The 22,329-nt window shown below is 60.4% G+C and carries 21 protein-coding genes; 13 read left to right on the top strand and 8 right to left on the bottom strand.

Annotated elements, in window-relative coordinates:
• Window positions 1-25: 25 nt before the first annotated feature.
• A complete protein-coding gene (locus LIY36_RS01515) occupies window positions 26-241 on the top strand; it encodes a TOBE domain-containing protein (RefSeq protein ID WP_003176783.1) in 216 nt (71 codons plus the stop codon).
• Window positions 242-361: 120 nt separating this feature from the next.
• Here LIY36_RS01515 and LIY36_RS01510 read toward each other — a convergent pair whose 3' ends face one another.
• Complete coding sequence (locus LIY36_RS01510; RefSeq protein ID WP_226454606.1) at window positions 362-991, bottom strand: TetR/AcrR family transcriptional regulator; 630 nt, start codon at window positions 989-991, stop codon at window positions 362-364.
• A 231-nt stretch (window positions 992-1,222) separates the two neighbouring features.
• A complete protein-coding gene (locus LIY36_RS01505; protein ID WP_003213894.1) occupies window positions 1,223-2,599 on the bottom strand; it encodes a glutamine synthetase family protein in 1,377 nt (458 codons plus the stop codon).
• 608 nt (window positions 2,600-3,207) lie between these two features.
• Between LIY36_RS01505 and LIY36_RS01500 the strand changes: the two genes are divergently transcribed.
• The 7 genes from LIY36_RS01500 (at window position 3,208) to LIY36_RS01470 (ending at window position 11,536) form a co-directional block, all read left to right on the top strand.
• Window positions 3,208-4,566, top strand: a complete 1,359-nt coding sequence (locus LIY36_RS01500; RefSeq protein WP_226454605.1) for a glutamine synthetase family protein — start codon at window positions 3,208-3,210, stop codon at window positions 4,564-4,566.
• 58 nt (window positions 4,567-4,624) lie between these two features.
• Window positions 4,625-5,989 carry an aspartate aminotransferase family protein gene (locus LIY36_RS01495; protein WP_192297899.1) on the top strand — a complete coding sequence of 455 codons (1,365 nt, stop codon included), beginning with the start codon at window positions 4,625-4,627 and terminating at the stop codon, window positions 5,987-5,989.
• Window positions 5,990-6,182: 193 nt separating this feature from the next.
• Window positions 6,183-7,277, top strand: coding sequence for a polyamine ABC transporter substrate-binding protein (locus LIY36_RS01490; RefSeq protein ID WP_192298238.1), 1,095 nt, complete (start codon window positions 6,183-6,185; stop codon window positions 7,275-7,277).
• Between the two features lie 156 nt (window positions 7,278-7,433).
• Window positions 7,434-8,528, top strand: a complete 1,095-nt coding sequence (locus LIY36_RS01485) for a polyamine ABC transporter substrate-binding protein (RefSeq protein WP_329959595.1) — start codon at window positions 7,434-7,436, stop codon at window positions 8,526-8,528.
• 67 nt (window positions 8,529-8,595) lie between these two features.
• Window positions 8,596-9,738, top strand: a complete 1,143-nt coding sequence (locus tag LIY36_RS01480; RefSeq protein ID WP_192297897.1) for an ABC transporter ATP-binding protein — start codon at window positions 8,596-8,598, stop codon at window positions 9,736-9,738.
• A complete protein-coding gene (locus LIY36_RS01475; protein ID WP_065902286.1) occupies window positions 9,735-10,655 on the top strand; it encodes an ABC transporter permease subunit in 921 nt (306 codons plus the stop codon). The genes LIY36_RS01480 and LIY36_RS01475 overlap by 4 nt, the downstream gene beginning before the upstream one ends.
• Complete coding sequence (locus LIY36_RS01470; RefSeq protein ID WP_056860728.1) at window positions 10,652-11,536, top strand: ABC transporter permease subunit; 885 nt, start codon at window positions 10,652-10,654, stop codon at window positions 11,534-11,536. Before LIY36_RS01475 ends, LIY36_RS01470 begins: the two co-directional genes overlap by 4 nt.
• Window positions 11,537-11,671: 135 nt before the next feature.
• Here LIY36_RS01470 and LIY36_RS01465 read toward each other — a convergent pair whose 3' ends face one another.
• Window positions 11,672-12,310, bottom strand: coding sequence for an HD domain-containing protein (locus LIY36_RS01465; RefSeq protein ID WP_226454604.1), 639 nt, complete (start codon window positions 12,308-12,310; stop codon window positions 11,672-11,674).
• A gap of 247 nt (window positions 12,311-12,557) precedes the next feature.
• Here LIY36_RS01465 and LIY36_RS01460 point away from each other — a divergent pair, with 247 nt between their 5' ends.
• Window positions 12,558-13,523, top strand: coding sequence for a GlxA family transcriptional regulator (locus LIY36_RS01460; protein ID WP_226454603.1), 966 nt, complete (start codon window positions 12,558-12,560; stop codon window positions 13,521-13,523).
• 144 nt (window positions 13,524-13,667) lie between these two features.
• Here LIY36_RS01460 and LIY36_RS01455 read toward each other — a convergent pair whose 3' ends face one another.
• Window positions 13,668-16,022 carry a penicillin acylase family protein gene (locus tag LIY36_RS01455; RefSeq protein ID WP_226454602.1) on the bottom strand — a complete coding sequence of 785 codons (2,355 nt, stop codon included), beginning with the start codon at window positions 16,020-16,022 and terminating at the stop codon, window positions 13,668-13,670.
• Window positions 16,023-16,052: 30 nt separating this feature from the next.
• Window positions 16,053-16,628, bottom strand: coding sequence for a DUF6436 domain-containing protein (locus LIY36_RS01450; RefSeq protein WP_226454601.1), 576 nt, complete (start codon window positions 16,626-16,628; stop codon window positions 16,053-16,055).
• A gap of 99 nt (window positions 16,629-16,727) precedes the next feature.
• On the opposite strand from LIY36_RS01450, the gene LIY36_RS01445 reads away from it, so the two are divergent.
• Window positions 16,728-17,651: an alpha/beta hydrolase gene (locus LIY36_RS01445; protein WP_226454600.1), complete on the top strand. Its 924-nt coding sequence runs from the start codon at window positions 16,728-16,730 to the stop codon at window positions 17,649-17,651.
• A gap of 120 nt (window positions 17,652-17,771) precedes the next feature.
• Here LIY36_RS01445 and LIY36_RS01440 read toward each other — a convergent pair whose 3' ends face one another.
• The gene (locus LIY36_RS01440; protein ID WP_192297892.1) at window positions 17,772-18,524 is read right to left on the bottom strand and encodes a DUF2059 domain-containing protein; all 753 of its coding nucleotides are present in this window, start codon (window positions 18,522-18,524) and stop codon (window positions 17,772-17,774) included.
• 132 nt (window positions 18,525-18,656) lie between these two features.
• Between LIY36_RS01440 and LIY36_RS01435 the strand changes: the two genes are divergently transcribed.
• Window positions 18,657-19,289: a 2OG-Fe(II) oxygenase gene (locus LIY36_RS01435; RefSeq protein ID WP_192298236.1), complete on the top strand. Its 633-nt coding sequence runs from the start codon at window positions 18,657-18,659 to the stop codon at window positions 19,287-19,289.
• Between the two features lie 2 nt (window positions 19,290-19,291).
• The gene (locus LIY36_RS01430; protein ID WP_226454599.1) at window positions 19,292-19,786 is read left to right on the top strand and encodes a DUF523 domain-containing protein; all 495 of its coding nucleotides are present in this window, start codon (window positions 19,292-19,294) and stop codon (window positions 19,784-19,786) included.
• A 1-nt stretch (window position 19,787) separates the two neighbouring features.
• Here LIY36_RS01430 and LIY36_RS01425 read toward each other — a convergent pair whose 3' ends face one another.
• Complete coding sequence (locus tag LIY36_RS01425; RefSeq protein ID WP_226454598.1) at window positions 19,788-20,282, bottom strand: transporter substrate-binding domain-containing protein; 495 nt, start codon at window positions 20,280-20,282, stop codon at window positions 19,788-19,790.
• Window positions 20,283-20,417: 135 nt separating this feature from the next.
• On the opposite strand from LIY36_RS01425, the gene LIY36_RS01420 reads away from it, so the two are divergent.
• Complete coding sequence (locus LIY36_RS01420; RefSeq protein WP_192297889.1) at window positions 20,418-20,858, top strand: DUF4399 domain-containing protein; 441 nt, start codon at window positions 20,418-20,420, stop codon at window positions 20,856-20,858.
• Between the two features lie 64 nt (window positions 20,859-20,922).
• Here the strand turns inward: LIY36_RS01420 and serA are convergent, their stop codons facing one another.
• Window positions 20,923-22,152 (bottom strand): phosphoglycerate dehydrogenase, encoded by a 1,230-nt coding sequence (gene serA / locus LIY36_RS01415; protein ID WP_192297888.1) that lies wholly within the window; start codon window positions 22,150-22,152, stop codon window positions 20,923-20,925.
• Window positions 22,153-22,329: the final 177 nt, after the last annotated feature.

Raw genomic sequence — 22,329 nt, 5'->3', positions numbered from 1 at the left:
ACGCGTCCCACGAAGAGAGAACTCCATGACTATTAAAGCCATCAACGTGCGCAACCAGTTCAAAGGCACCATCAAGGAAATCGTCGTAGGCGACGTGCTGTCGGAAATCGACGTGCAGACCGCGTCCGGCATCGTCACTTCCGTGATCACCACCCGCTCGGTCAAGGAGCTGGAACTGGTGATTGGCAGTGAGGTGATTGCCTTTGTTAAGTCGACTGAGGTGTCGATTGCCAAGTTGTGATTGGCAGCGTTCCTGAGGCCGCCATCGCAGGCAAGCCAGCTCCCCCATTTTGATTTGCAAACACCGTCAAATGTGGGAGCTGGCTTGCCTGCGAAGGGGCCCGCCCAACCACCACAAGACTCAACGCTTGGGCAGGTAGGCCGGCAAATACAGCCCTACATACGCATCAAACACCCGCATCCCTTCCTCCGCCATGCGCGGCGTGATCAGCCCATGCTGATGCATCGAGCGTGCATACACGCGGTCGCTCAGTTCCAGTGCCAGCGCAAACACATCCACGTCTTTGGGCAAGGTCGGCACTTCGAAGTGGCGGTTGAACACCGCGAGCATCAAGTCGCCCAATTCCAAGTCATGCTGACGGTCGGCCTGGGTCACTTCGGTCAGCCCGTGCTGCGCCAGGATCAACTGGCGTGCGGCGGCGTCGTGCTCATAGATGGTCAGCATGCGCTGTTCAACGATGTAGGACAGGTCCCGCCAGTGCTTGAGTGATTCATGCTCGATGGGCGCCTGGATTGCTGCACGGAAGGCCGCGTGCACATCCGCTGTCAACGCTTCCAGCAGTGCCGGTACGCTGGCGAAAAAGTGGTACACCGACGATGGCGGGATCTGCGCGCGCTCGGCCACGCTATAGATCGACAAACCGGCCACCCCTTCGGCGGCCAGCAAGGTGCGGGCGGCGTCGAGGATCGCGTCGATCCGGGCCTGGCTACGGGCGCGGGGTTTGCGAGGGGCGGCGGGGCGGGGGGGCATGGAAGTCTCCTACAAGGCAGCGGGCATTGTATGAGCAGGAAACTGTGTTGTCTTCAAGGCCGCCATCGCAGGCAAGCCAGCTCCCACAGTTGCCCGAGTTCCAGCTTTGGAATGCAGTCAACTGTGGGAGCTGGCTTGCCTGCGATGAGGCCACCTCGGTTTCCCGAATTAAACCCATAAAAAAACGCCACAGACCAAAAGCCTGTGGCGTTCTTTTTATGCAGCCGCCGATTAGACGGTATGCAGGTACCAGTTGTACTCAAGGTCGGAGATGGAGTGCTCAAACTCCTCCAGCTCACTTTCCTTACAGGCGACGAAGATATCGATGTATTTAGGATCGATGTACTTGGCCATCACCTCGCTGTCGTCCAGCTCGCGCAGGGCATCACGCAGGTTGTTCGGCAGGCTCTGCTCGTTTTGCTCGTAGCTGTTGCCTTCCACTGGTGCGCCCGGTTCGATCTTGTTGGTCAGACCGTGGTGCACGCCTGCCAGGACCGAGGCCATCAGCAGGTACGGGTTGGCGTCGGCGCCGGCCACGCGGTGTTCGATACGTACGGCGTCGGACGAGCCGGTCGGTACGCGAATCGCCACGGTGCGGTTGTCCAGGCCCCAGCACGGCGAGTTCGGCACATAGAACTGTGCGCCGAAACGACGGTAGGAGTTGACGTTGGGGCACAGGAACGCCATTTGGGCGGGCAGGGTCTCCAGCACACCGCCGATTGCGTGACGCAATGCGGCGTTCTGCTCGGGATCCTCGCTGGCAAAGATGTTCTTGCCGTCCTTGTCCAGAATGGAGATGTGCACGTGCAGCCCGTTGCCTGCCTGGCCTGGGTAAGGCTTGGCCATGAAGGTGGTGTCCATTTCATGGTCGTAGGCGATGTTCTTGATCAGGCGCTTGAGCAGTACCGCGTAGTCGCATGCCTTGATCGGGTCGGCGACGTGGTGCAGGTTCACTTCGAACTGCGCCGGGGCACTTTCCTTGACGATGGCGTCGGCCGGGATGCCTTGCTCCTTGGCACCTTCCAGGATGTCCTGGAGGCAGTCGACGTATTCGTCGAGGTCGTCGATCAGGTAGACCTGTGTCGAGTGCGGGCGTTTGCCGGAGATCGGCGAGCGGGGCGGTTGTGGGCGGCCGTTCACGTTCTCCTGGTCGATCAGGTAGAACTCAAGCTCGAAGGCGGCGCAGATGGTCAGACCGAGGTCGTCGAATTTGCTTACAACTTGGCGGAGCACTTCGCGCGGGTCGGCGAAGAAAGGTTCACCTTCGAGTTCGTGCATGGTCATCAGCAGTTGCGCGGTTGGGCGCTTTTGCCAGGGCTCATTGCACAGGGTGTCGGGGATCGGATAACAGATTCGGTCAGCATCACCGATGTCCAGGCCCAGGCCGGTGCTTTCCACCGTCGAGCCGTTGATATCCAGGGCAAATAAAGAGGCAGGCAGGTTAATGCCCTTCTCGTAAACCTTGTGGAGGCTGGTGCGTTCGATGCGCTTGCCGCGCACCACACCATTCATATCCGCAATTAGAAGGTCTACGTACAGAACCTCAGGATGATCCTTAAGGAACGCGTTCGCTTCGTTAAGCTGAACGGCACGCGGGGGTACCGACATGATGCAACACCTTTGTTGTTAAAAATATCAATCATTGATCTTTTCTGGTTTCAGTCAACCCGAACGGCATGCCGAAGTCAAGCGAGGCCTTTTTTGCCCTAAAAAAGCGCTGCAATAGCTTTTTTGGGGCTTTTTGGGGCGATTTTTCCGCTTTGAATGGTGTGGGACTCGCGGGCTTGAGCGGGCCGTGTTGTATTTTTTACGGGGGAGTTGTGTAAAAAAATGAACAAGGCTAAGCTCGATTCAAACCCATAACAGCAATAATACCGGGGTGTTTCATGCGTCGCCTGTCTCCAACCGGCGTCTCTGCCTGCTTCAGGCAGGCCAGTTCCATCGCTCATTCTTCCTTTGCCCGTGTGGGGGTTCCGGTCAATATTCTTGACGGTTCAACCGCCTGCGTCTTTACCGCCTCGCGACTCCAATGCCTGTCTCAAGAAGCGCGCCTGCCAAGGTGCCGCTCATGATTCTGCACGGCTTTTGCTTTAGGAATGCAACACCACCACAAATGGCAGGTAAGCTCCTATCCGGAACGAAAAGACGACGCGGATGCTGCGTCAACCAACGCCTGGCCTTTAATGGATGCCAGGAAACCCAGCCCAGAGGCATTTATGAGTAACAACCTCGACCAGCTCACCGATTGGTTGAAAGACCACAAGATCACAGAAGTCGAATGCATGATTGGCGACCTGACCGGCATCACCCGGGGCAAGATCTCGCCGACCAACAAGTTCATCGCCGAAAAAGGCATGCGCCTGCCCGAGAGTGTTTTGTTGCAGACCGTGACCGGCGACTATGTCGAAGACGACATCTATTACGAATTGCTCGACCCGGCCGACATCGACATGATCTGCCGCCCCGACCAGAACGCCGTCTACCTGGTGCCCTGGGCCATCGAGCCGACCGCGCAGGTGATTCACGACACCTACGACAAGCAAGGCAACCCGATCGAGCTGTCGCCGCGCAACGTGCTCAAGAAAGTCCTCCAGCTCTACGCCGACAAAGGCTGGCAGCCCATCGTGGCACCGGAAATGGAGTTCTACCTGACCAAGCGCTGCGAAGACCCCGACTTCCCGCTGCAACCGCCGATCGGCCGTTCCGGTCGCCCAGAGACCGGTCGCCAGTCCTTCTCTATAGAAGCGGCCAACGAATTCGACCCGTTGTTCGAAGACGTCTACGACTGGTGCGAACTGCAGGAACTGGACCTCGACACCCTGATCCACGAAGACGGCACCGCGCAGATGGAAATCAACTTCCGTCACGGCGACGCGCTGTCCCTGGCCGACCAGATCCTGGTGTTCAAGCGCACCATGCGTGAAGCCGCACTCAAGCACGACGTGGCCGCCACCTTCATGGCCAAGCCCATGACCGGCGAGCCCGGCAGTGCGATGCACCTGCACCAGAGCATCATCGACATCGCCACTGGCAAGAACGTCTTCTCCAATGAAGACGGGACCATGAGCCAGCTGTTCCTCAACCACATTGGCGGCCTGCAGAAATTCATCCCCGAATTACTGCCGCTGTTCGCCCCCAACGTGAACTCGTTCCGCCGCTTCCTGCCCGACACGTCGGCGCCGGTCAACGTGGAATGGGGTGAAGAAAACCGCACCGTCGGCCTGCGCGTACCGGATGCCGGCCCGCAGAACCGTCGTGTGGAAAACCGCCTGCCGGGCGCCGACGCCAACCCGTACCTGGCGATTGCCGCCAGCCTGCTGTGCGGCTACATCGGCATGGTCGAAGGCCATAACCCGAGCGCACCTGTGGTCGGCCGTGGTTACGAGCGACGCAACCTGCGCTTGCCGTTGACCATCGAAGACGCCCTGGAGCGCATGGAAAACAGCAAGACCATCGAGAAATACCTGGGTCAGAAATTCATCACAGGCTACGTCGCGGTCAAGCGGGCCGAGCATGAAAACTTCAAGCGCGTGATCAGTTCGTGGGAGCGGGAATTCCTGCTCTTCGCCGTCTGATGCGCCGGGCGCACGGGGTAACCCGCGCGCCCTTCACTGAAAAGTCTAGGAGATTGGTATGTCCAGCAACAACCCGCAAACCCGTGAATGGCAAGCCTTGAGCAGTGAGCATCACTTGGCGCCGTTCAGTGACTTCAAGCAATTGAAAGAGAAAGGCCCACGGATCATCACCAAAGCCCACGGCGTTTACCTGTGGGACAGCGAAGGCAACAAGATCCTCGACGGCATGGCCGGCCTGTGGTGCGTGGCGATCGGATACGGTCGCGATGAACTGGCTGACGCCGCCGCCAAGCAGATGAAAGAACTGCCGTACTACAACCTGTTCTTCCAGACCGCTCACCCGCCGGTGCTGGAACTGGCGAAGGCCATTTCCGACATCGCGCCCGCCGGCATGAACCACGTGTTCTTCACGGGTTCCGGCTCCGAAGGCAACGACACCATGTTGCGCATGGTCCGCCACTACTGGGCGATCAAGGGCCAGCCGAACAAAAAAACCATCATCAGCCGCAAGAATGGCTACCACGGTTCCACCGTAGCCGGCGCCAGCCTGGGCGGCATGACCTATATGCACGAGCAGGGCGACTTGCCGATCCCGGGTATCGTCCATATCGCCCAACCGTACTGGTTTGGCGAAGGCGGCGACATGAGCCCGGAAGAGTTCGGTGTGTGGGCCGCCAACCAGTTGGAAGAGAAGATCCTGGAACTGGGCGTGGACAACGTGGGCGCCTTTATTGCCGAGCCGATCCAGGGCGCCGGCGGCGTGATCGTGCCGCCTGAGACCTACTGGCCGCGCATCAAGGAAATCCTCGCCAAGTACGACATCCTGTTTGTGGCCGACGAAGTGATCTGCGGTTTCGGCCGTACCGGTGAGTGGTTCGGTAGCGATTTCTACGGCCTGAAACCACACATGATGACCATCGCCAAGGGCCTGACCTCGGGTTACATCCCCATGGGCGGCTTGATCGTGCGCGATGAAGTGGTGGACGTGCTCAACGAAGGCGGCGATTTCAACCACGGTTTCACCTACTCCGGCCACCCGGTGGCAGCGGCGGTGGCCCTGGAAAACATCCGCATCATGCGCGATGAAAAAATCGTCAGCCGCGTGCACGAGGAAACGGCACCGTATTTGCAGAAACGTCTGAGGGAACTGGCAGATCACCCGTTGGTGGGTGAAGTTCGCGGTGTGGGCATGCTCGGTGCGATTGAGCTGGTGCAAGACAAGGCCACGCGCAAACGCTACGAAGGCAAGGGTGTGGGCATGATCTGCCGCACGTTCTGCTTCGAGAATGGCCTGATCATGCGCGCCGTGGGCGACACCATGATCATTTCGCCGCCGCTGGTGATCAGCAAGGCAGAGATCGACGAGCTGGTGACCAAGGCTCGCCATTGCCTGGACCTGACTTTGGCGGCATTGCAGGGCTAAGTGCTAGGCTCAGCACGCAGGCTTTCGAGCGCTGCGTGCTGAGCAGTTATAGATGAGGCTTTGGTTGAAAGCCGGCCTCTGAACTTGCCAGACTGTCGCCCTGTTTTGTCGCCCTTTGGAAGGGTCGCAAAACCTTGTAAGAACGTGGCCCAAAAAAGAAAAATTGGAGCATCACCAAATGAAGGCATTAGGTTTGAAGAACGCTGGCAAGACCCTCCTCGCCTTGTCCCTGATGGGCGCAATGGCGGGCGCGGCCCAGGCGGACGATAAAGTCCTGCACGTCTACAACTGGTCCGACTACATTGCACCGGACACCATCGCCAACTTTGAGAAAGAGTCGGGCATCAAAGTGGTGTATGACGTTTTCGACAGTAACGAAACCCTGGAAGCCAAGTTGCTGGCAGGCAAGTCCGGTTATGACATCGTCGTACCGTCGAACAACTTCCTCGCCAAGCAGATCAAGGCCGGTGTCTACCAGGAACTGGACAAGTCCAAACTGGTGAACTACGACAACCTGAACAAATCCCTGCTTAAAGCCGTGTCGGTCAGCGACCCGGACAACAAGCATGCCTTCCCGTACATGTGGGGCTCGATCGGCATCGGCTACAACCCGGAGAAGGTCAAGGCTGCGCTGGGCGTGGACAAGATCGATTCGTGGGACGTGCTGCTCAAGCCTGAAAACATCGCCAAGCTCAAGAGCTGCGGCGTGAGCTTCCTCGATTCGCCAACCGAAATGTTGCCAATCGCCCTGCATTACCTCGGTCTGCCGACCGACAGCCAGAAGAAGCCAGACCTCAAGCAAGCCGAAGACCTGTTCCTCAAGATCCGTCCTTCGATCGGCTACTTCCACTCGTCCAAGTACATTTCCGACCTGGCCAACGGCAACATCTGCGTGGCCGTGGGCTACTCGGGTGACATCCAACAGGCCAAGTCCCGCGCGGCTGAAGCCGGTGGCAAGGTCAAGGTGGCCTACGACATTCCGAAAGAAGGCGCTGGCAGCTTCTTCGACATGGTCGCCATCCCTAAAGATGCCGAAAACGTCGACGCCGCCTACAAGTTCATGAACTACCTGCTCAAGCCGGAAGTCATGGCGGCGATCACCAACAGCGTGCGTTTCCCGAACGGTAACGAGAAAGCTACCGCCCTGGTCGATAAAGACATCACCAGCGACCCGGGCATCTACCCGCCAGCGGACGTGCAAGCCAAGCTCTACGCGATTGCCGACCTGCCAGCCGCTACTCAGCGTGAGATGACACGCAGCTGGACCAAGATCAAGTCCGGCAAGTAAGCCTTGAAACCTGTGGGAGGAGGCCAAGCAGTGAGCCCCCTCCCACAAATTAAATGACAGAAAGTTTTGCCGGATCGGTTTATCGAGGGTAAGTTGCGCGCCGGTTTTGTTGCCGGGCAACAACTTCAAGGCCCAACTATTTAAGAGGACCTCCACTTGCCAATTTCTTTATTTCGCAAAGCCATGCTGGTGGGTGCAGGTATCACGCTGACGTTGAGCGTGCAGGCCGCATCGACGGTGCATATTTATAACTGGTCGGACTACATCGGCACCGACACCCTGGCCAACTTCGAACAAGCCAGCGGCATCAAGCCCGTGTATGACGTGTTTGATTCCAACGAAACCCTGGAAGGCAAGTTGCTGGCCGGGCGTACCGGCTACGACGTGGTCGTGCCGTCCAACCACTTCCTGGGCAAGCAGATCAAGGCGGGCGCATTCCAGAAGATCGACAAGTCGCAGTTGAGCAACTACGCCAACCTCGATCCGATGCTGCTCAAGCGCCTGGAAAAGAACGACCCGGGCAACCAATACGCGGTGCCGTACCTGTGGGGCACCAACGGCATTGGTTACAACGTCGATAAGGTCAAGCAAGTGCTGGGCATCGACAAGATCGACTCCTGGGCGGTGCTGTTCGAACCGCAGAACATGAAGAAGCTCGCCACGTGCGGCGTATCGTTCATGGATTCGGCGGATGAAATGCTGCCGGCGGTGCTCAACTACATGGGCCTGGACCCGAACAGCACCAACCCGGACGACTACAAGAAGGCCGAGGAAAAGCTGCTTAAAGTGCGGCCCTACGTGACCTACTTCCACTCTTCCAAATACATCTCCGACCTGGCCAACGGCAACATCTGTGTGGCCGCCGGTTTCTCTGGCGATGTGTTCCAGGCCAGGGCCCGTGCGGCCGAGGCGGGCAAAGGCGTGAACATCGCCTACGCGATTCCGAAAGAAGGCGGCAACCTGTGGTTTGACGTGCTGGCGATCCCCAAGGATGCCACCAACGTCAAAGAGGCCCACGCCTTCATCAACTATTTGCTGCAACCTGAGGTGATCGCTCAGGTCAGTGATTACGTCGGTTATGCCAACCCTAATCCGGGGGCGGACAAACTGATGAAGCAATCGATACGCACCGACGAAGCGGTTTACCCACCGCAGGCGGTTCTCGACAGGACGTTCGTCAACTTCGAGCTACCCCCGAAAGTGCAGCGTGTAATGACCCGTATCTGGACCAAGGTCAAGACGGGCAAGTAAGGCTCAAACTATCCAGGGTTCGCTTGCACAGAGCGAACAGCACCGTTTTTTTTTGGGAGTTTCGTAAATGGCAGTTGCCTCCGGCGCCTATAAGAAAGCCCTCGAAGGGGACCAGACACCGAAGAAGGTGCTGGTCAAAATCGACCGGGTCACGAAGAAGTTCGACGAGACGATTGCCGTGGACGATGTGTCCCTGGAAATCAAGAAAGGCGAGATCTTCGCCCTGCTCGGCGGTTCGGGTTCGGGCAAGTCCACCTTGCTGCGCATGCTCGCAGGTTTCGAGCGCCCGACTGAAGGTCGCATCTACCTCGACGGTGTGGACATCACCGACATGCCGCCCTACGAGCGGCCGATCAACATGATGTTCCAGTCCTACGCCTTGTTCCCGCACATGACCGTGGCGCAGAACATCGCGTTCGGCCTGCAACAGGACAAGATCCCCAAGGCCGAGATCGACGCCCGCGTGGCCGAGATGCTCAAGCTGGTGCAGATGAGCCAGTACGCCAAGCGCAAGCCGCACCAGCTGTCCGGTGGCCAGCGCCAGCGTGTGGCCCTGGCCCGTTCCCTGGCCAAGCGCCCGAAACTGCTGCTGCTCGACGAGCCCATGGGCGCCCTCGACAAGAAACTGCGCTCGCAGATGCAGCTGGAACTGGTGGAAATCATCGAACGCGTTGGCGTGACCTGCGTGATGGTGACCCACGACCAGGAAGAAGCCATGACCATGGCCGAGCGCATCGCGATCATGCACCTGGGCTGGATCGCCCAGATCGGCAGCCCGATCGACATCTACGAGACGCCAACCAGCCGCCTGGTGTGCGAGTTCATCGGCAACGTCAACATCTTCGAAACCCAGGTGGTCGATGACGCCGAAGGCCACGCGGTGCTCAAGTGCCCGGACCTGGACCGCGACATCTACGTGGGCTACGGCATCGCCACGGCGGTGGAAGACAAGTCGGTGACCTACGCCATCCGTCCGGAAAAGCTGCTGGTCACCTCCGAAATGCCGACCTGCGAGCACAACTGGTCCAGCGGCAAGGTGCACGACATCGCCTACCTCGGCGGCCACTCGGTGTTCTACGTGGAACTGCCGAGCGGCAAGCTGGTGCAGTCGTTCGTCGCCAACGCCGAACGCCGTGGGCAGCGTCCGACCTGGGGTGACCAGGTCTACGTGTGGTGGGAAGACGACAGCGGCGTGGTACTGCGCTCATGAACATGAAGAAGCTCAAGCGCCGCCTGCAACGAATAACCCCCAGTGGCCGGCATGCGGTCATTGGTATTCCCTTCCTGTGGCTGTTCCTGTTCTTCATGCTGCCGTTCTTCATCGTCCTGAAGATCAGCTTTGCCGAAGCCGACGTGGCGATCCCGCCTTACACCGAGATCTACACCTTTGTTGAGCAGAAACTGCAGTTGGTGCTGAACCTGGCCAACTACGCGATGCTCGGCGACGACGAGCTGTACATCGCCGCGTACCTGGGTTCGCTGAAAATGGCGTTCTTCAGCACGCTGCTGTGTCTGCTGATCGGCTACCCGATGGCCTACGCCATTGCCAGTGCGCGCAAAGAGATGCAGACCGTGCTGGTGCTGCTGATCATGATGCCGACCTGGACCGCGATCCTGATCCGCGTGTATGCGTGGATGGGCATCCTCAGCAACAACGGCTTGCTCAACGGTTTTTTGATGTCCATCGGGCTGATCAACGAACCGTTGCAGATCCTCAACACCAACATCGCGGTGTATATCGGCGTGGTCTATTCGTACCTGCCGTTCATGATCCTGCCGCTGTACGCCAACCTGGTGAAACACGACCAGAGCCTGCTGGAAGCCGCATCCGACCTGGGTTCGAGTACCTTCAACAGTTTCTGGAAGATCACCGTGCCGCTGTCCAAGAACGGCATCATCGCCGGCTGCATGCTGGTGTTTATCCCGGTAGTGGGCGAGTTCGTGATCCCGGAACTGCTCGGTGGCCCGGAAACCCTGATGATCGGTAAAGTGCTGTGGCAAGAATTCTTCAACAACCGTGACTGGCCGGTGGCCTCCGCCCTGGCGGTGGTGATGCTGGCGATCCTGATCGTACCGATCATCCTGTTCAACCGCAGCCAAGCCAAAGAGATGGAGGGCAAGATATGAAGCGCTTCAGTTTCTCCAGCTTTATGCTGGTGGCGGGGTTGTTGTTCATCTACCTGCCGATGCTGATCCTGGTGATCTACTCGTTCAACGAATCCAAACTGGTGACGGTGTGGGGCGGTTGGTCGATCAAGTGGTACGTGGGCCTTTTGGACAACACCCAGTTGATGGGCTCGGTGGCGCGTTCCCTGGAAATCGCCTGCTACACGGCGGTGGCCGCCGTGGCGCTGGGCACGTTGGCGGCATTCGTGCTGACCCGTATCAGCCACTTCAAGGGCCGCACGCTGTTCGGCGGCCTGGTGACCGCGCCGCTGGTGATGCCGGAAGTGATCACCGGTCTGTCGCTGTTGCTGCTGTTCGTGGCGATGGCGCAGATGATCGGCTGGCCCCAGGAGCGCGGCATTGTCACCATCTGGATCGCCCACACGACGTTCTGTGCGGCGTATGTGGCGGTGGTGGTGTCGGCACGCTTGCGTGAGCTGGACCTGTCGATCGAAGAAGCGGCGATGGACCTGGGCGCGCGGCCGTGGAAGGTGTTCTTCCTGATCACCATCCCGATGATCGCGCCGTCGTTGGCGGCGGGCGGCATGATGTCGTTCGCGCTGTCCCTCGACGACCTGGTACTTGCCAGCTTCGTGTCGGGGCCGGGTTCGACCACCTTGCCGATGGAAGTGTTCTCGGCGGTGCGTCTTGGGGTCAAACCCGAGATCAACGCCGTGGCCAGCCTGATTCTGTTGGCGGTGTCGCTGGTGACCTTCCTGGTGTGGTTCTTCAGCCGTCGTGCCGAAGAGATGCGCAAGAAGGCCATCCAGCAAGCGATCGAAGAAGCGGCGGCGGATGGCTGGCAGCAGCCGGACAAGCGTAGAGCACCCGCACCGGTCTAAAGGTCGGAACGGGGGTCAAAATGTGGGAGCGGGCTTGCTCGCGAATGCGGTGGATCAGTCGGTAAATCTGGTGACTGACACTCCGCCTTCGCGAGCAAGCCCGCTCTCACATTTGATTGCATTTCAAGGCAGCGATTATGCGGCCCAAGGGGATTTGCGAATCACCTCGACAAAATTCATCGGCCTGAACCCCGGCTCCTGATCCACCAGCACATCGGTCTTCACGTTGCCAAACGTGGTCTGCGGACGATGGCGCAAGCCGTCGGCGAACGCGCAGATGATGCACTCCTTGAACCCTTCACCGCGTGGATGCGCATGCACCACCGCTTCGCGCTGGGTGTCGCTGAAGGCGGCGTAGTCCATGCCCAGCACGTCCATCTCGACGCCGGCAGTCACCAGCGCGACGGTCGGGCGCAGATGTTGCGGTACGCCCGGGGTGGTGTGCAGGGCGATGGACAGCCACACCTGTTCGATGTCGTCCTCGCTCAGGCCATAGGGCTTGAGGAAAGCTGCCGCCGCGTTGGCGCCGTCCACTTCAAAACGTTCGTTGTCACTGCGATGGCCGGCCACCAGGCCCAGGTCGTGGAACATCGCGCCCACGTACAACAACTCCGGGTTGTAGGCCAGTCTCTTGCGCTCACCGCTCAAGGCGCCAAACAAAAACACCCGGCGCGAGTGGTGGTAGAGCAGGTCGGATTCGACGTCGCGGATGTATTCGGTGGTGGCCTTGGCGAGGGCGCTGTCGGGGATCGGGATGCCGGCGATGGTGGTCATGGTGGTTCTCCTGTGGGAAGAATTCCAGTCTGATCGCGCGCCCCTGGCGGAGCCATCGCCGCGAGGGCGCGATCCCGGCCAATGTGCCGCCACTTCATGCCAAGGGTGTACACAGTCCAATGTGGGAGCTGGCTTGCCTGCGATAGCATCACCTCGGTATACCTGCTGCACCGAGGTGTCTGCATCGCAGGCAAGCCAGCTCCCACAGGGGGCTGTGTTTATCCAGTTAGAGAAGGTGTGCCTGTTCATGAGCAAAACCGTCGCCATCCTGATCTTCCCCGGCGTCCAGTCACTGGACGTGAGCGGTCCGATGGACGTGTTCTGCGAGGCCAACCGCTTCCTGCCAACCCAGGACCACTACCAGTTGGACGTCATCGGCCTCGGCCACGGCAACATGACCGCCTCCAATGGCTTGTCATTGCAGGCCCATCGGCATTACAGCGAAGCCCTTGAGCCCTATGACCTCTTGTTGGTCGCTGGCGGCCCACGGTTGCCTTTCGAAGATTTCGGCGCCGGGTTCGACGCCTGGCTGCGCGCCGCCGCCGCCCGTGCCCAGCGCTTCGGTTCGATCTGCAACGGCGCGTTCATGCTGGCTCGCGCCGGGTTGCTGGAGGGCAAAACCGTCACCACCCACTGGAATGACGCCGCCGACCTGGCGCGCCTGTGCCCGTCGGCCAGGGTCGAAGCCGACCGTCTCTACGTGCAGGACGGCAATCTCTACACCTCGGCCGGGGTTACGGCGGGCATCGACTTGTCGCTGTATTTGCTGGCCCGGGACCACGGCCCGGAAGTCGCGCTGAGCGTGGCCAAGCGATTGGTGGTGTTCACCCAGCGAGCGGGCGGGCAGTCGCAGTTCAGTCCGTTCCTGACGCCCCACGCCGAAACCACCTCGGCGGTGGCGTTGGTGCAGCTCTACGTGCTGGCCAACCTGACTGGTGACCTGGGCATCGCCGACCTGGCCAAGGCGGCCAATATGAGTGCGCGCAACTTCTCCCGGGTGTTTGCCCGTGAAGCGCGGATCACCCCGGCGGAGTTTGTCGAGCGGGCAAGGGTGGATGCGGCGCGGGTGATGCTTGAAAGCAGCCACGCGCCGCTCAAGACCGTGGCTTATCGGTGTGGCTTTCGTGATGCCCAGCATATGCGCAGTGTGTTCAACCGCCGGTTGGGCGTGACACCACAACAGTTCCGGCTCAACTTTGCCGCACCGATCTGAAGCAGTACTCGGACCCACTGTGGGAGCTGGCTTTTGTGGGAGTGGGCTTGCTCGCGAATACGGTGTGTCAGTTACAGATGTTTCTACTGATCCACCGCATTCGCGAGCAAGCCCGCTCCCACATTTTGACCGGATTCCAAGTCGTTATCGGGCTGGCAGCAGTTTCAACGTGCCACGGGTATTGGCCGTGACTTCTTCATCGGTGAAATGCGCCTGTTCGTAGCCACCCTCGATATAAGTCTCCGCCTGATCCCAATAATGCCGATCAAAAGGCACCCCGCTTTGTCCCACCGGGTTGATGGTCAGGGCGTGGGCTACGTCGGCAAAGTCGATCAGGCGTCGGGTAGATGGGCCATAGGTCACCGGCCATGGCGCCGGGCCGATAGCGGCGGACTGGTTGTTCGGCACTTCATGGGTGCCCGGCGCCGGGAATGGGCCGACGTTGAACACGCTGTCCAACGGCTTCTGCAGACCCAGCGGATGGCCGTGGGTCAGGGTGTGGGCCTTGCCCCATTGCCACTGGCTCGGGTCATCGCCCAAGGTGACCTTGAGGTGCGCGAGGCTGTTGTCCCAGGCGCGCTTGACGGTCTCGGTACGCTGGCCATTCCACCAGGGTGAATCCGCCGATGCGGCCAGACGCGGCAGCGCGGCGTCGATCACACGGGTGCCGAGCAGGGTCTTGAACATGCCGTCGCCGAGCTTGGGGTGGAACGCCGCGTCGGCGAGGTTGAACAGGAACTGGTTGAACAGCGTGGCGCTGGTGGAGTCCAGCGGGTAGTCGCCTTTCCAGCTGGCCAGTTGCTCCAGCAGTGGCAGCTGCGCCGGGTCCTTGACCACCTCGCGCAGCACCGGCAATAGCGGCGCCAGCAGGCGCGGGCCGAAGGCGGTGGTGGTGCCCAGTTGCAGGGCCTGGCTGTTGTTCACGTCCCATTTCACGCTCTTGTCGCTCAATTGCGCATTCAACTGCTGGCCGCGATCAGCGAGGTTGTAATAGCCCGGGATCTCCATGCCGGTGGGCGAGACCGGCTGGGCATTGGCCGACACCACGTAACCGCGTGCCGGGTTTTCTTCCTGGGGGTTGGCGCTGAAGGGGTAGAAGCCCAGCTTGTCAGCCTGGGCTGTGCTGCCGTCGAGGATAAACCCGGCGTTGACCCCGGCCGGGCGGATCGGCAGCTGGGCCGAGGCCCACCAGCCAATATCGCCCTTGGCGTTGGCCCAGACGATGTTCAAACCCGGCGCCGACACCTTGGCCGCCGCCGCGCGGGCCTTGGCCAGGGTGTCGGCACGGTTGAGCTGGTAGAAACCTTCGAGGATCGGGTTCTGCGTGTCGAGGAATGCCCACCACATGGCAATCGGCGTCTTGCCGGCATTTTCCCCGAGCACGTCATTGATGATCGGCCCGTGGGGCGATTGGCGCAGGGTGAGGCTGACCGGCGCCTGGCCCTTGACCTTGATCTGTTGCTCGGTGCGGGTCATGTCGACCCATTGGTCGTGGTACCAGACCTGGTTGGGGTTGTCCGGGTTGACCTTCTCGGCGATCAGGTCGAGGTCATCGTTCTGGAACATGGTCAGGCTCCAGCCGAAGTCCAGGTTGTGCCCCAGGAACGCCACCGGCACCAGCGCGTTGTGATAGCCATACAGCTCAAAGCCCGGCGCCGACAGCTGCGCCTCGTACCACACCGACGGCACCGAGAAGCGGATATGCGGGTCGCCCGCCAGCAACGGCTTGCCGCTCTTGGTACGGTTGCCGCTGATAGCCCAGGCGTTGCTGCCTTCGAATTGCGGCAAGCCGTTGTCGGCCAGTGCCTGCTCGCTCAGGGAGGCAAGGGCGCCGAGGGTTTGCCAATCGCTGGCGGCGAGGTTGAGGGCACCCTTGGGTTGCCAGTCGAGGTCGAAGACTTTCAGGTAGTCGCTGCCCAGCTGGTCGCGTACGTAAGTCAACAAAGGTTCGGTACGAAACGCGGCGGCAAAGCTGTAGGCCATGTACCCGGCGACGCTGATGGTGTCCTCGGCGGTAAACGCGCGCTTGGGGATGCCCAGCACGTCGAACTCCACCGGGCTGGCGTGGCTGTCCTGATACTGATTGATGCCGTCCAGATAGGCTTGCAGGGCTTTCCAGTGTGCGGACTCATGGTCCAACTGCGCCACATAGGTGGTGGCACGCTCGCGAATGCGCAGGCTGCGGAACAGCTTGTCGGTCTCCAGCACCTTGGGCCCGAGCACTTCGGCCAGTTCGCCGCGGGCCAGGCGCCGCATGATTTCCATCTGGAACAGCCGGTCCTGGGCATGGACATAGCCCAGGGCGCGGTACAGATCGGTCTCGTTTTCGGCGCGGATATGCGGCACGCCACGGTCGTCGTAGCGCACCGTGACCGAGCCTTGCAGGTTGCTCAGCATCACCGTGCCCTGGCGGGTCGGTTGCTTGCTGTAGATGTACAGGCCTGCGCCGAGGGCGACCAACACCAGCAGAACCGCGAGAACCTGCAAGACGCGCTTCATGAACTTTCCTTGGCAAGAATGGGGGACGGACTACTGATCCTTAGGCCACGAACAATAGCAGCCCACCGCCAGGGTGTGCGTGGCATTCACTTCGCGTCCGCTCTCCAGTGCCATGAGGATCGGCTCGATAAAACTGTTGCTGGAGTTGCACGTCAGCCCTTCGCTGTAGGGCCCGAAATACGCGAGCTTGCCGCTGCGATCCCAGATGCCCACGGCGGGGCTGGCGGGCACCTGGTCGGCGCCGGGCAGGGCGTTGAGGATTTTCATCTGGCGCAGGTTTTCCGGCAGTTGGCCGTGGCTGCCGGGTTTTTGCAGGGCGTAGAACTCGACGCCCTGGGGCGCGTAGCGCTCGATCAGCTCGCCCAGGTGTTGCTGGTTGCCGACGTTGCACGGGCAGGCCGGGTCCCAGAAATGCACCAGGCGGATCGGGCCGGGGCCGGCGAGGTCGGCAGGCAGTGTCAACGGATCGCCGGAAAACACCGCCGTGTGTTCGCTGAAAGCGCGCAGATAGCGGCCCTGGAACCAGTCATACGCCGCCCACAGCACACCGGCGCAGATGACCAGGAGCAGGCTGGCGAACAGGGCGGAACGGTAGGACGGTCGCATTCAGATGTATCCTCGAAGGTCGCGTAGCTTGCCATGCTTGTCCTGACAGATGAATATCGCAGCTCGATATTCATCTGCGCCGCCAGTCTGGAAGCCTTTATGCCCGTCACCTTTGACCCCGATCATCTGCGCGAAAGCTTGCGGCCCCTGGTGGACGCGCAACCGCTCAGCGCCGAGGCGCGGGTCTACCAGCGTTTCTACGGGCTCGATCAGGCCGTCAGTCGCCTGGGGCGTTTCGAGGTGGCTGGGTTCGAGGTTGTTGCGCAAGTGTGGTGGCCGGCCCAGCCTGTGGCGACGATGTTCATGTATCACGGCTTCTACGACCACATGGGGCTGTATCGCCACGTGGTGAAGTGGGCGTTGGAGCAGGGCTTTGTGGTGATTGCCTGCGATTTGCCGGGCCACGGCCTGTCCAGCGGCGAGCGGGCGAGCATTGATGATTTTGCGGTGTACCAGCAGGTGCTGCAGGCGCTATTTGCCGAGGCCCTGACGCTGCAATTGCCGCAGCCGTGGCACCTGTTCGGGCAAAGCACCGGCGGTGCGGTGGTGGTGGATCACTTGCTCAACCATGGCGCCGACAGCCCGGCCCAGGGTAAGACGTTCCTGTTGTCGCCATTGGTGCGACCGCGTGCGTGGGGCTGGTCGCAGGTCAGTTATTACCTGCTGCGGCCGTTCGTCAAAGGCATCGCGCGGCGGTTCAGCGATAACACCAACGACCCCGCGTTCAAGCCGTTCCTCGAAGCCGACCCGCTGCAACCACGGCAACTGCCGACAGCGTGGGTGGGCGCGTTGGCCCGCTGGATCAAGCGCATCGAAGCCGCCCCGCGTAGCTCACGACGGCCGGTGATTGTGCAAGGCGAGGAAGATATGACGGTGGACTGGCGGCACAATTTGCAGGTGCTGCGGGGCAAGTTCGATCAGCCGGAGATATTGATGCTGGCGCGGGGCAGGCATCACTTGGCGAATGAGATTGCGGAGATTCGCCAGGAGTACTTCAGTTTCCTCACGGACCAACTGAAGTAACACCGTTCAAAATGTGGGAGCGGGCTTGCTCGCGAATACGGTATGTCAGTCACAGATGTTTTGACTGAGCCGCCGCTTTCGCGAGCAAGCCCGCTCCCACATAAGCCCATTCCACACTGATTACTGCGTCAGGCTTGAAGTACTTTGGCCCACAGCAAGCCCTGCGCGAATCGCCGCCAGCGCCGCCTGGTAATACGCCTTACCCTCTGGTGATTCGGCAAACGTGGCGAATTCTTCCAGCTCCGGGTCAGACAAATCCCGATAGACGTACAGCAACGTATTGTTCAGATCATTGCCAATCTGCTGCATCAACCGCTCACGCTGGCCATTCAGCATGCCTTGCGCCTGACCACCGCCGAGCAGGCCGGGAATCATCTGGCTCAGGCTGTCGGCCGCCACGCCGGCAATCGCCAGGCTGACTTCCGCACCGGCTTCACGGGCGGGCAACGCTTGAGCCAAATGCCCAATGATCAGGCTACGCGTAGCGTCGGCTTCGATTTTCGGCAGGCCCTGGGCATTTTTCGCCAACTGGTCGCGGCGCGTGGCCAGCAACTCGGCGGCCACAATTTTGCGGCCCAAGGGCGACTGGAAGAACGCCAGCGCGGGTGCCGGATCGGCCAAATTCTTGCGCAACTGCGCCTCGGCACGCTGGTCCATGGCCTGGGCGGCGAAGCGTTTATTGCTGTTGTCTACCAGCGCTTGGTAAACCGCCGGCGGCAGGCTGTTGCGGTAGCGTTGCTGGGCGGCACTGAGGGCGTCATTGAAATGCGCACGTTGTTCGGCCCAGCCGGCGACCTTGTACAACTGGTCATGGCCGTCTGCCCAGGCGGGCATTACGCAGAACATCAGCAAGGATAAAAACAAACGACGCATTAGGGACTCCTGTCAGTCGGCCACTATTGTCCGTGTCGGGCGTAGGATTTGTCGAGAAGTCCTATCAGTCGCCTGACTAAAGTGTATTCAGATGCTCGGCGGCTCTGTCGGATTCACAGGCGTATGGATACTATGCGCGCCATGCAAATACCCCTCGATCACCCGCTGTTGCAACGTATTGTCGACGACCTGGCTGAAAAGGGCTGGTCGCGGCAGGACGGCTTCGTGCCCCAGGCTCTGACCCTGGAACTGGCGGCTGAGTGCCGTAAACGTGCGGCTGAAGGTGAATTGGCACCGGCGGCTGTAGGACGTGGTCCGACCCAGGAGGTCCGTGAGGGTATCCGTGGTGACCATATCCAGTGGCTGGAGGAGGGTGACTCGCCCGTCTGCGATACCTACATGGCGTTGATGGACAGCCTGCGTCTGGCGATGAACCGCAGCCTGTTCCTTGGCCTGGAAGACTTCGAAAGCCACTTCGCGATGTATCCGCCGGGGGCGTTTTACCTCAAGCACCTCGACCGCTTTCGCGACGATGACCGGCGCACGGTCTCGGCGGTGATCTACTTGAACGAGGCCTGGCTGTCCGAGCAGGGCGGCCAGTTGCGCATGTACCTCAAGGACGGTGTCGAATACGACGTGGACCCTGCGGGGGGGAGCCTGGTGGTGTTCCTGTCTGGCGAAGTGCCCCATGAAGTGCTGCCCGCCACGCGCGAACGCCTGTCCTTGACCGGTTGGTTTCGCCGGCGCGGCAACGAGCCGTTTTAAGCATGGAAAAGATTCTGATCAGCCGCTGTTTGCTCGGGCACAAGGTGCGCTACGACGGTGGCGCCAGTGGGCCGTTCGATCAATTGGCGGCGTGGCAGGCCGAAGGGCGGGTGGTGGCGATCTGCCCGGAAGTCTCCGGTGGCTTGCCCACGCCGCGCCCGCCCGCCGAGATACCCGGCGGGCAAGGTGTGGATGTGTGGGAAGGGCGAGCCCAGGTGTTGACGGCTGAGGGTGAAGATTTCAGCGAAGCCTTCCTCGACGGTGCTCGCCAGGCGTTGGCGTTGGTGCAGCGGCATGGCATTCGTATCGCCGTGCTCAAGGCCAATAGCCCGTCTTGTGGAAACTTGCTGACATATGACGGCACCTTCTCGGGTGTGAAGGTGAGCGGCGAAGGCGTGACGACAGCGCTGCTCAGACAGCACGGGGTGCAGGTGTTCAGTGAGCTGGAGTTGCCCGAGGCGGCAGCGGCCTTGGCCCATCTCTCAGAAAGTGTCTAGTTCAATGTGGCTGGACTACCGGCGGCTCGTTCTCCAGCCACTTCTGCGCCAACGCCTTCAACCGCCCATCCGCCTTCACCCGCTGCAGCGCGCTATCCAAACTTGCCTTGAACGCCGGGTTGCCCTTCTGGAACGGGATCGCCAGCTCAGGCTTCTCGCGATACGCCTCACTGAAATCGAACCGATCCTGCAAGGCGGCAGTCATAGCGATATGGTTGATGGCCACGTCGTACTTGCCGGTTTCCACGCCTGGCAGTAAATCGGCGTCGTCGGTGGTGATAAACGAAGGGCGCACGTCCATCTCCTTGGCCAGTTGCTCGCCGAGTTCCACTTCAAAACCGGTGAGTTTGTCGCCTTCCTTGAAGTTGAACGGCGGGGTGTTGGCTTCAAGGGCGATGCGCAGTTCGCCACGGTCAAACACATCATCGACCAGTTCGGCGTGAGCCAAGGGGCTCATGAGGGGCAGCAACAGTAACAGGCCAGGCGAAAAGCGCATGGTCACTCCTAGAGAATTTTTTATGTGCGAGGCGCCGTTCAGCATCGCTTTGCTATGGTGTTGAGTGCCTTGGACAGCAATTTGTCGCGAAGTTGTCACAACCCTACAGATTTCCTGGAAAAACTGGAGAAGCGAATGAAAGCCCTTTTGTCCCGTGCAACGATTGCCAGCCTGTTGCTGGGTGCCTCGATGTTGGCCAATGCCGCCGATGTGCCTCGTACCCCTGCACCGAAGGGTGCCGAGGTGTTTATCGTCTCGCCCAAAGACGGCGCGACGGTCGATAAGACCTTTACCGTCAAATTCGGCGTCAAGGGCCTGGACCTGGAGCCGATCGACAAGCAAGTGCAAGGCGCCGGCCACCATCACCTGTTGGTCGACCGGGACGTGCAGTCGCTCAAAGCCGACGAAGCCATTCCAGCCGATGCCACCTCGATCCACTTCGGCAAGGCACAAACCGAAACCGAACTGACCCTGACCCCGGGCAAACACACGCTGCAACTGGTGGCCGGCGACAACGTACACCGCCAGTTCGAGCCCACTGTAGCCTCGAAAGTGATCACGGTTAACGTCAAGTAAGATTTGTTCAGATGCAAAAAAGGGAGCCCCGAGGGGCTCCCTTTTTCATGGTGCGGTTGAAACCTTAGAACAACACGCGGCTACGGATAGTGCCGTTGATGTGCTGCAGTTTCTCTTGTGCCAGGTCCGAGTACTCGGCGTCGACGTCGATCACCACGTAGCCGACCTTTTCGTTGGTCTGCAGGAATTGACCGGAGATGTTGATGCCGTTTTCCGCGAAGACCTTGTTGATCTCCATCATCACGCCAGGGATGTTCTGGTGGATGTGCAGCAGACGGTGCTTGCCAGGGTGAGCCGGCAGGGCCACTTCCGGGAAGTTCACCGAGGATACCGACGTACCGTTGTCGCTGTACTTGACCAGCTTCTCCGACACTTCCAGGCCGATGTTGGCTTGGGCTTCGGCAGTGGAACCGCCGATGTGCGGGGTCAGGATCACGTTGTCCAGGCCACGCAGCGGGCTTTCGAAGATGTCGTCGTTGGAGCGTGGCTCCACCGGGAACACGTCGATGGCGGCGCCGATCAGGTGCTTGTCCTTGATCGCGTCGGCCAGGGCGTCCAGCTCGACCACGGTGCCGCGTGCAGCGTTGATCAGGATGCCGCCTTTCTTGATGGCGCGGATTTCCTTCTCGCCGATCATCCACTGGGTCTCAGCGGTTTCCGGAACGTGCAGGGTCACGATGTCGGACATGCCCAGCAGTTCGGTCAGGCTGGCCACTTGGGTGGCGTTGCCCAATGGCAGCTTGGTCAGGGTGTCATAGAAGAACACCTGCATGCCCAGGCCTTCGGCCAGGACCGACAGTTGAGTACCGATCGAGCCGTAACCGATGATGCCCAGCTTCTTGCCGCGGATTTCGAAGGAGTTGGCTGCGCTCTTGATCCAGCCGCCACGGTGGCAGGAAGCGTTCTTCTCAGGAATGCCGCGCAACAGCAGGATCGCCTCGGCCAGCACCAGCTCCGCCACGGAACGGGTGTTGGAGTACGGTGCGTTGAACACCGCGATGCCGCGCTCGCGCGCTGCGTTGAGGTCGACCTGGTTGGTGCCGATGCAGAAACAGCCGACCGCCACGAGTTTCTTGGCGTGATCGAAGATTTCTTCGGTCAGCTGAGTGCGGGAGCGAATGCCGATGAAGTGCGCGTCGGCGATCTTTTCCTTGAGCTGGGCTTCCGGCAGAGAACTGGTGATGTACTCAATGCTGGTGTACCCGGCGGCTTTCAGAACGTCGACAGCCGATGGGTGGACGCCTTCCAGAAGAAGGAACTTGATCTTGCTCTTATCGAGAGAAGTCTTGCTCATCTGCGTAAACCTGTATCCCGGAGAAAAATGGCAGGGAATCGGATCGCTTAAGCTGACCCGGACGGCAGGAAAGCCGTCACCGCAGAAACGCCCTTGGGCTCTGTCCTGCGGGGGCGGTATGCTAGCATACGCGCCCCGCAAACACTCATTCCTGCGACGTGAAGCGTTCTCAGGATG

This window comes from Pseudomonas sp. AF03-9 (assembly GCF_020515815.1).
Lineage (GTDB): Bacteria > Pseudomonadota > Gammaproteobacteria > Pseudomonadales > Pseudomonadaceae > Aquipseudomonas.
This window is presented reverse-complemented; position numbering and strand designations above follow the sequence as displayed.